The sequence below is a fragment of the Pseudoalteromonas sp. MelDa3 genome (assembly GCF_002863625.1).
GTDB classification, from domain to species: domain Bacteria; phylum Pseudomonadota; class Gammaproteobacteria; order Enterobacterales; family Alteromonadaceae; genus Pseudoalteromonas; species Pseudoalteromonas arctica.
Map to the genome: position 1 here is coordinate 20,767 of NZ_PJBR01000061.1, position 9,902 is coordinate 30,668.

The following is a 9,902-nucleotide window of genomic DNA, read 5'->3' on the forward strand; positions in this document are numbered from 1 at the left end:
AGTTTCCTTTTATTCTTACTAAGTTAATGACAACTCACCTGAGTGACGGCTTATCGCCCTTTCCTGACTATCAACTAATTGCCAAAAGCTAACTTTATTACTCCCGAATAAATTAACTATATTCGATTCTTAATATTTACCACGCAAAAGTTTTGTGGAATAATGCCCGCCTCTTAGGGGAGTAGCCCGCTCAGTAATGAGTAAACTTATCAACATAATTGCACCTCAAGTGCATGGTAAGTTTGTAATGTTGTAGCAAGCGTTATCGGCGAGACCTAGGTAGACACTATCCTCATGGCGGGAGATAGTTGTTTGCCTTGGTTTAGTATTCCCGCCTGTAAGAATCAATAATGGAAGTTTTTTTAACCTCAACCGTCACTGTCACACTTGCCGAAATAGGCGATAAAACCCAGCTTTTATCGCTCCTGTTAGCCGCCCGTTTTCGTAATAAAGGCGCGCTTATTCTTGGTATTTTAGCCGCAACCTTACTCAATCATGGTTTATCAGCATGGTTTGGGCAGTGGTTAAATAATAGTTTTTCTTCTGAATATTTACCTTGGCTTGTAAACATAAGCTTTATTGTAGTTGGACTTTGGTTGCTAGTTCCAGACAAGGACGAAGCTGTAAGTAGTAAATATGATAGCTACGGAGCTTTTTTAGTCGCTTTTGTATTATTTTTTATTGCAGAAATTGGTGATAAAACACAAATAGCGACGGTGTTGCTAGGCGCACAATATCAGTCTGTGTTTTGGGTAACGGTAGGAACCACGTTAGGTATGCTAATTGCTAATGTCCCTGTTATATACGCTGGTAATGCATTACTAAAAAGAATATCTTTAAACACCGTACGTGCTATTGCTGCTTGTGTGTTTGTGTCATTAGGTATTTATGGCTTAGTTACAATTTAATCAATGTTAAAGCTCGCCACTGTTAATTTAAGTGCGAGCTTTAGTTTTTTCTGCACGTTATTTATGCATTATTTACACAGTAACATCCCTTGGTTTGTGTAATTAAGAGGTTTGAGTTAAAACCTGCAGCTAAATTAGTGACCACAGTTTCAACAAAACCACTTCCCTGAGCACAAGCTAATCCTTCGGAGAGCGGCCCTGCATAAACAAATTCACCCGCTTTGTTAATAATAACAGCAGCAGGCGTTGCCGGAATAATGTGTTTAAGAATTGGTGTTAATTCAACTTCCACAATCTTTATGCCTTTATTCGTAGCAAAAGAAGTTAGCGATGAAATATGTGGCTTAGCCTGTATAGTACACCCGCAGTTTTTTTCTGTTATAAGCACTAAAGAGGGCTCACCATTATCAACCCAATCCAATTGCTTTTTAAAATTACTAAACCAATGTTTTTGCATTAAAATTTTTGAGCTATCAAACGGTTTTAGCTGCTCTAATTGAAAATAAACTAACCCTGCAACAACACAAATAAGCCATGTAGCTATAAGCGAAAATACGAAAGAGTTAGATTTATTTAAACTTGGCAATGCTTTGCTCTAACACATCAATACTTACATCGATTAACTGCACCTTAGCGGTTAACTGCTGCACTATTTGCGTATCTTGGTACTGATTTTGTCGCATAGTATCAGTACTGCTTGCTATTAATTCAGTATTACCTGCCTGCTCAGCTACAACTTGTGCAACTGAATCAGAACTTGAAGATACTGCGGCTATTTGCTCGCTCATTGCTGAAATATTTTCTTTCATTGCAGCACTAATACTTGTTAAATCAACTACAAAATTCACACACTGACTCATTGATTGTGTTGACGTTTTACTATTATTAACAAGATCTTTTAATGTTAGACTAATTTTATCTGTTGTTGCTTTACTATGGTTAGCCAAAGATCTTACCTCATCAGCAACAACAGCAAAACCTCGACCATGTTCGCCTGCACGGGCAGCTTCAATAGCAGCATTTAAAGCAAGTAAGTTTGTTTGCTCAGCAATACCTGATATCTCATTAAGAAGGCCTGAAATAACATCACCCGCAGCCACTAAGAGGTTTATTTTTTCTTCAGTATGGTTAAGTAGTGTTAACAGCTCTCTACTTTTAGCATCTGTTTGAAGAACTTCTTTTAATGCGTCGCTCGCAGCTTGTGTAATATGGTCTACTTGACGCTTTAGCACCTCACTTTCTTCTTCTACAAGTTTAAAACCATTAGCAACTTGAGCGCCAGAATTAGCAATATCATCAGTTTGTTGTGTACGCTGCACTGCACCACCCGCCAACTGATCATGAACATGTATAAGCTCTTGTGAGTTTTTTTGCAGTGATTCTGATTGAGTTTGTACCTGCTTAATAACATCCGATAAGTAATCTAGTAACGTGTTAAACCCTGCTACAGCCTCACTTTTAGTGTCATCAGCGCGAAGAGAGAGTTTAATGTTTTCAGGGTCTTTCATTATTTGCTCTGTCGCATAACTTAAAGATAAGCCAGCACGACGTTCGCGTTGCAACATTACAGCAATGTAGCCTGCAACTAACACTTCAACTATTGCGTATCCAGCATGAATAAGCACCGTAGTAAAAGCAAGCCTATCAGGGTCAAATACGTAAAACCCTGTATTTTGAGTTTGTAAATAATAAAAAGACAAATGATGAACTGCCACGAATACAATTGCAGTAATAAACACTCGCCATTGTACAAAAACAATTAACATGGGCATTAAAATAAATATTTCAAAATGGACTTCAATCAACCCAAAAGTTTGTTGTATGTGCAAAAAAGAAAACATCATTATGGCGGCAGCTACGACATGCGGGGTAACAGGGCTGTCCCCTTGTGTGTTTAAAAGCCATATAGGTAATAAACACAATGGCAAACCTATCATAAAGGCCTGCGCTAATGTGTCGAAATACAAGCCAATAGCGATAGACTCGACAAACAAAAGACTGAAAATAATTGTAAATAACCGGCCAATACTAGACATAAAAACCTTAAAATTGTTGTTTGCATTGTTGTTTTATAAAGCAGTCTGCAATATACGTGTAAAAACGAGTTTCAGTTTACTGAACACAATAATAAACTACCGACACATTAAAAAATAATACATTTAATTTACATTATATACATGCGGTCTACTTAATTATAGGCAGTATTTTTTTAAACGTAGGCGTTGCTGCTTTTTTTGTCCATTGAAAAATAACTATTTCAGCGCATGAAATTACCGAACCAGCTTGGCGTAGCTGTTCAATCGCCAAATTTTTATGTTGCGGATTTCTCGAGCCAACTCCGTCGTGTACGATAATAACTTCAAAACCATTTTCTATTAAATCTAAGCATGTTTGTAAAACACACACATGTGCTTCAGTGCCAACAACAATAACTTGCTTTTTACCATAGCTTTTTAACTTATCAACAAAGCCAGGCTCTGCACACGCACTAAAGTACGTTTTATGAAAATACGCAGCATTAGGTAACGTATTTTTAATTTGCTGATTAGTCTCGCCCAACCCTTTGACATATTGCTCGGTTATTAAGACTGGGACACCGTAAATAATACCCGCCTGCGCTAACTGCAATGTACTTTTTAAAATATTCGGAAAGTCTTTAATTGCAGGAGCAAGCAACTCTTGTAAGTCTATTATTAATAACACGCTATTTTTTGCATCAATATTAGATAAAACCACTATACTCTCCTTATGAACATTAACTGTTATCTATATAGATTAGCTCACTATTTGAAAATAGAGCTTTTAACTTTACGTATATTATTTGTAATTAAAAAATAAAAACTTATGCTATATTTACTATCTAGCTAAGTATCATCCTATCCTCCACTGAGAGTGTTTATAAGTGCGTTTGAGCAAACTTTTTTTTCATATCACCATTGTTTTTTTACTATGCATCCAAAGCACTTTTGCATCACAAAACTATGCTCAACAATTACAACGAATTTCTACTGACGAAGGTCTCTCGCAAAGTTACGTTTTGCAGACACAAGAAGATGAAATTGGCTATATTTGGATAGCTACCCAACAAGGTTTAAATCGCTTTGACGGATATAAAGTAAAAACTTTTAATGGTGGCTTTGGCTTAGATAAACACTATATTTATGCGTTATTTAAAGCCGACGACGGAAAGATTATCGTTTCAACTGATCTTTCTGGTGCGTTTATAATAGATCCCCTCACTTTAAAAACCGAAAAAATCTATTCAGGTCAAATAGACAAAGAGCAAAAGATGTTTTCTCCAATCTCCGCGATGACCCAAAAACAAAATACTTTTTACTTCGCCATAGATGGTCAAATATATACATTTGATGAGACGAGTAAACGCTTTACACTTGAGCTAGCTCTACCAAATGAAGGTGACTACATTAGGTCATTAACGATATATAAAAACTCTTTATATATTGGTACAAATGATGGTTTATACACTGCAAATATAGATAATTCAGAACTTGTAAAAATCCCTCTTCATCCCCCTGAAAAAAATACGATAGATAATATAAACGTCAAATTTTTAAGTGTTGATAATGAATTAGGATTACTTGTCGGTACTGTCGAAGGAATGTATCGGGTAGCATTTAATAGTGATAAAAATATATCTGCAGCAGACATCACAACATTAATACCTAATTATAATATATGGGATTATGCCAATACTGCTTACGGTGAGTTTGTAGCAACCGAAGAAGGATTATTCAGTTATCACCGCGAAACCAAAGAACTAGAGTTCATATTAAATTATGAAAAAAGTAAGTTTAATATTAGTGAAAACTCAATCAACGATCTAATGATTGATAAGTCCGGCGTGCTTTGGCTCGCATCTAGAACCCAGGGCGTGTTTACCTGGCCAATTAAAACCCGACGGTTTAAACATATTTTTTTACCCGGTAACAATACTATTCATGCGGCCTACCAGGGTAAAAATAATATTATATGGTTAGGAACAGAAGATGGAATTGCGCGCTACGACAAAGTAACAAATAAGAGTGAAGTATATTTAAGCTCGACCGACTCAAAAGCGATATACGGAGCATCTGCGGTATTTGATATTTTTGCGTCTTCGATTGGAGATGAGCAGTTTCTTTGGCTTGTTACTTTTAACGGGTTTAAACTTTTTGATAAGCAAACAGGTAAAGTTATTGAAAATAAAGATACAGAAAATAATATAATTAACCAGCCTAGTTTATTTGGTTTTGCCCAAGTTGCTGCAAATAAATATGCATTTATGTCTGATGATAATTTTTATCTTTTTAATGAAACAACCGGAAAAACAAGAATTATTAAGGGACTCAAAGAGCAAGTCGACCCTTTATTTTCTTATGCTTTTTATAAACCCCTCGACACACATCCTGAAGAGTTTGTACTTGGTACATCAAAAAGTTTTTTTAGGTACAACGAAAAAAAGAAAACTTTAACGACTATATTTCAGTCTTTTAATCCTAAAGAAGATATTTTTTACACTGTAGAAAACTTTTACTTAGACTCAAAACGGAATATTTTATGGTTGGCAACCACCCACGAAGGCTTGCTTGGTGTTGACCCAGTTACTTATGAGAGAAAACACTACATAGGATTAAAAAATTCATTTAATACTGACTCTATCTATTCGTTACTTCCTGATGAAAATGGTTTTTTATGGGCAAGTACTGACAATGGTTTATATCAAATAAACCTAGATACACTTAATGTGGTGAGTTATTCAGTAAAGGACGGATTGAATATAAACCAATTTACTCCTATAGCTGCAACAACGTTAAATGATGACAGGCTAATTTTTGGCAGCAATGTCGGAGCTCTACTCTTTGACCCTCTAGACTTTGATGAAGAAGAGTTATTTAAAAAAAATAATGTAGCGATTACTGATATAAATCTTTTTACCAAAGAGCTCAATTATTACCCTCATCAATATCTTAGCCAACCACTTGAGCTCAGTTATGAAGATATGGGGTTGACGGTTAGTTTTTCTAACTTTTCTTACCCCAATATAGACAAAGCGTATTATAAAGTTACCCTTTTAGGGCCTACGTCCCTTACATATGAAGACTTACAATCTAATCAAGTGTTTTTCACAAAGCTTCAACCTGGTAGTTACTCACTAAAAATATCAGCACATAATCGCGATGGTATTGTTACAAGCGAACCAGCCACACTCAACATCAACGTAGCCTACGCACCATGGAAATCGCCCTTTGCTATTGCCGCCTATGTAATTTTAATAATTGCCGTGTTGTTTTTCATTTTTTGGCAATACCGCAGCCGCCAAGTTGCAATTGAACAAGCCCACAGAGCGACTATTCATTCGCAAAAGCAAACAGAACTCGCGCTTAAAAATAACAAAAGTGGCGTGTGGGATTATAATTTTAAAGATGCTTCCGTAAGTACGCTCAGAGGAAGTGAATTAGGCTATACAGGCTTGCCTGTACGCGTACACATAGAACAATTTTTGGCGCTAATACACCCTGATGATCGACGTCGTTTTGAAAACCAATGGGAAAACTACTTCAAATACAAAAAACAACAAAACTGGCAAGCAACCTATCGCTTACAGCACAAAGATGGCCATTGGTTATGGTATCAAGATACAGGTCAAGTTATATATGATCCTCAAACAAATGAGCCGTTATATGTTTCTGGCATATATACTAATATCACAGCGCAACGTGCTAACGAGCAACAAGCAAAAATTTTAGGTGAAGCGTTCAGCCAAATAAATGACTGGCTCCTTATACTCGATAAACATTTAATGCCATTTTCTGCGAACAACAGTTTTATTGAAACATTTTCAAATGAAAAAGTAGCCACTAAAATTAGTCCTAAATTGTTCATAAAAGCGATTGGTAAAGATAAGTGTAAAGAGTTTGCTGGTATTTTAAAAAAATTAAAACCGACAGAAAACTGGCAAAGTGATGCTTATATAAAAACAGCAAGAAATAACGAACATCCAATTCATATAAGTGCCACAGCAGTTACAAAAGATACTGCAAGTTACTATGTGGTGGTTATTACAGATTTAACCGAGCAAAAACGTGCTGAAAACGAATTGCGCTATTTGGCTAATTTTGATCCTCTAACGCATCTCCCAAATCGTAGTTTAATGTATCAAAACATTGAAAAAGCGATTAAATATGCCAATGAAAGTAATACACAATGCGCATTATTATTTATTGATTTAGATAAGTTTAAACCTGTTAATGACTCTTTTGGCCACGCAGTTGGCGATAAGCTCTTGTGTAATATTACCCAAAGAGTGAACGGTATGCTCGGCGCAAACGCAAAACTTGGCCGACAAAGTGGTGATGAATTTTTAGTGCTGATTCAAAATATAAAATCGCTTCAGTCTCTTCGCGATACAGTAAGAAAAATTAGTAATGAGTTAGCTAATAAAGTAATTATTGAAGACTTCTCTATTAATATTTCAGCCAGTATTGGCGTTGCTTTATACCCATTCGATGCTGTAACCACCGATTTACTTATCCGTAATGCCGATGTAGCCATGATGCACGCTAAACAAGGCGGTAGAAACGACTTTAAGTTTTTTAGCGATGAAATGAATGAGCTGATAAAACAAAAGTTACTGCTCGAAAATGATTTAAAAGATGCAGTGAAAGACAACCGATTTTTTAATCACTATCAGCCTATCATCGACATAGAAGAAAAAACGATAAATGGCGTGGAGTTACTCATGCGCTGGAACAATCAAGGACAGTTGGTATCCCCAGCACTTTTTATACCGGTAGCAGAAGAAACCGGTTTAATAGAACTCCTTACTGAGCAAGCATTGCAACGAGCTCTTATTGAAATTGCACCTATACTTAGCGCAAACCCATTGTTTTATATATCTTTAAACTTATCGCCTAAACACATTTTAAAAACAAACATAACCCAGCGGTTAATGTCCATATTAGCGGACTCTCAAGTTCATCCAAGACAATTAAGACTTGAAATAACAGAGAGTATTTTACTAGAAGATAAACTCAAAGCAGCCAAGCAGCTACAAAACTTAAAAGCTGCTGGGTTTAAATTACTACTTGACGATTTTGGTACCGGTTACTCGTCACTCACCTACTTGAGCCAATTTCCTATTAATGTTATTAAAATAGATCAAAGCTTTGTAAACAGTATTGGTATAGATAAAGGGGATGAATCGATTATTAAGACCATTCTTTTATTGGCCGAAAACCTAGATCTTTACTGTATTGCAGAAGGAGTAGAAACGCGCGAACAGATGATCTTTTTAGCCGAGGTTGGATGTACTGTACTGCAAGGTTATTACTTTGCAAGGCCAATGGATGCTAAAGACTTACGTAAAAGCGATTGTTTTAGCAATATCATTGATTTGATTTGAAACATTAAAAGCGTGCTAATAAGTTTTACACGCTTTTATGTCTATTAGTTTGTATTAGTGAATGTGATGGCATTCGTGGCTTTCAATTTGTAATACACTATTGCGTACATTAAATTTTTCAGCTAACAGTTGTTCTACCTTCATACGACATGCTTCATCGTGTTTTTCAATAGTACAATGCTCTTTAAGTACAACGTGCGCCCCGACTACTACACCCTTATATTTACGCGTTACAGTGACGTTATGGACATTGTGAACATGCTCCATATCTGTAATCTCACTTTCAATATCTGCTACTTTAGGGAGTTTTGCCTTATTTAAGCGTAAACCTTTTATACAACTAATAATAACCTTAATACCGGTAAACAACACGAAAGAGGCGATTAACATGCTCGATAAAATATCGATAACAACCCAGCCCGTAAAATATATAAGAATACCAGCCACAAATGTCGATACGGTAGAAATCAAATCAAAGAATGAATGTAAAAATACCGCGTAAACATTAATACTCGCTTTGCGGCCTTTATATAAAACCCATGCAGCAGCACCATGAAACAAAAAACCAATAGCAGCAATAACCGACATTAAATAACTATTAATAGCCAGCTCATTTCCTTCATGCTGGTGTATATAGCGCTCACCACCTTCATACAAAATAATTAAACTGATTGCTAGGTATAAAAATCCGTTCACCAGACCACCCAAAAGCTCGGCTCTTTGATGACCATCGTTATAGGTTTTAGCAAAATGAATAGCGAGACTTGATGCAATCAGTGCGATGAATAACGAGCTATTGTGAACAAACAAATGCCCCGCATCGGCAAGTACAGCAAGCGAATTAGAATAATAAGCACCTATAACCTGAATTACCATAAACGAACACGTAATTGCTAGCGCAATAAGTAACCGACGACGAGAAGCTTGGTGTGTAGTGATTTCTGTCATGAAATGCTTGAATAACCTATACTTAAAGTGCAAATAAACCAAAGGTGGCTTAGAGTAGAAAAGGGTAATGATATACAGTACCAATTATAATACGTACCGCCCTCAAACGCACTAAAAACTTAGTAAATCAAAAAAAATGTGCTAATAATTAGTAGGGCTTGTTGAACTTCGGTGGTTGAATTTGCAGTAGTATTTTTGTTTTTTAGGCAAGGCAGAGTCTATGTAGTGTGGCTATTCCCCATAAATAGGCAATAACGCAGTATAAATACAAAACATGCGCTGCCCTTTGAGCTCGATCTAAGGACGATTAACACGCCCAAGTAAAAACAATAAAAAATACAATAGATAACAATTTAATTGTGGCTTAAACACATGGAGAGTTGAGTGAGTAATAACCTATCAGATGAAATATGGCGAAACTTGGAGTTACTGCCGTTTTGTGTATTACTTTATGATGCCAATGAAAATATATTTAAAGTTAACAGCCAAGCACAGGACTTGTTTGGCTTAAAAGACCAATCACATTTTAATAAAATTGATTTTGCACACATCACTTTGACCAATCATCACAGTAAAAAAGAACTGTTAATCGAAGATCTATTCTTAGACTATTTTACAGCAAATAATCAATGCCAGTTTGCTTT

Annotated in this window: 6 protein-coding genes and 1 pseudogene; 3 read left to right on the forward strand and 4 right to left on the reverse strand. The window is 36.0% G+C overall.

The window, feature by feature from the left end; all coding sequences use genetic code 11:
* Positions 1-350: 350 nt before the first annotated feature.
* The gene (locus CXF89_RS12200; protein ID WP_121954733.1) at positions 351-908 is read left to right on the forward strand and encodes a TMEM165/GDT1 family protein; all 558 of its coding nucleotides are present in this window, start codon (positions 351-353) and stop codon (positions 906-908) included.
* A 61-nt stretch (positions 909-969) separates the two neighbouring features.
* Here CXF89_RS12200 and CXF89_RS12205 read toward each other — a convergent pair whose 3' ends face one another.
* The 3 genes from CXF89_RS12205 to CXF89_RS12215 all read right to left on the reverse strand — a co-directional run bounded on the left by CXF89_RS12205 (position 970) and on the right by CXF89_RS12215 (position 3,644).
* A complete protein-coding gene (locus tag CXF89_RS12205) occupies positions 970-1,494 on the reverse strand; it encodes a DUF6436 domain-containing protein (protein ID WP_121954734.1) in 525 nt (174 codons plus the stop codon).
* Positions 1,478-2,944, reverse strand: a complete 1,467-nt coding sequence (locus CXF89_RS12210) for a methyl-accepting chemotaxis protein (RefSeq protein WP_121954735.1) — start codon at positions 2,942-2,944, stop codon at positions 1,478-1,480. The genes CXF89_RS12205 and CXF89_RS12210 overlap by 17 nt, the downstream gene beginning before the upstream one ends.
* Positions 2,945-3,092: 148 nt before the next feature.
* A complete protein-coding gene (locus CXF89_RS12215) occupies positions 3,093-3,644 on the reverse strand; it encodes a hydrolase (protein WP_121954736.1) in 552 nt (183 codons plus the stop codon).
* 166 nt (positions 3,645-3,810) lie between these two features.
* On the opposite strand from CXF89_RS12215, the gene CXF89_RS12220 reads away from it, so the two are divergent.
* A complete protein-coding gene (locus CXF89_RS12220) occupies positions 3,811-8,310 on the forward strand; it encodes an EAL domain-containing protein (RefSeq protein WP_121954737.1) in 4,500 nt (1,499 codons plus the stop codon).
* A gap of 54 nt (positions 8,311-8,364) precedes the next feature.
* Here the strand turns inward: CXF89_RS12220 and CXF89_RS12225 are convergent, their stop codons facing one another.
* Entirely contained in the window at positions 8,365-9,258 is an 894-nt protein-coding gene (locus tag CXF89_RS12225) for a cation diffusion facilitator family transporter (protein WP_024591870.1), read from the reverse strand.
* A gap of 384 nt (positions 9,259-9,642) precedes the next feature.
* Here CXF89_RS12225 and CXF89_RS12230 point away from each other — a divergent pair.
* Positions 9,643-9,902, forward strand: a pseudogene (locus tag CXF89_RS12230) (GGDEF domain-containing protein); the annotation flags it as partial.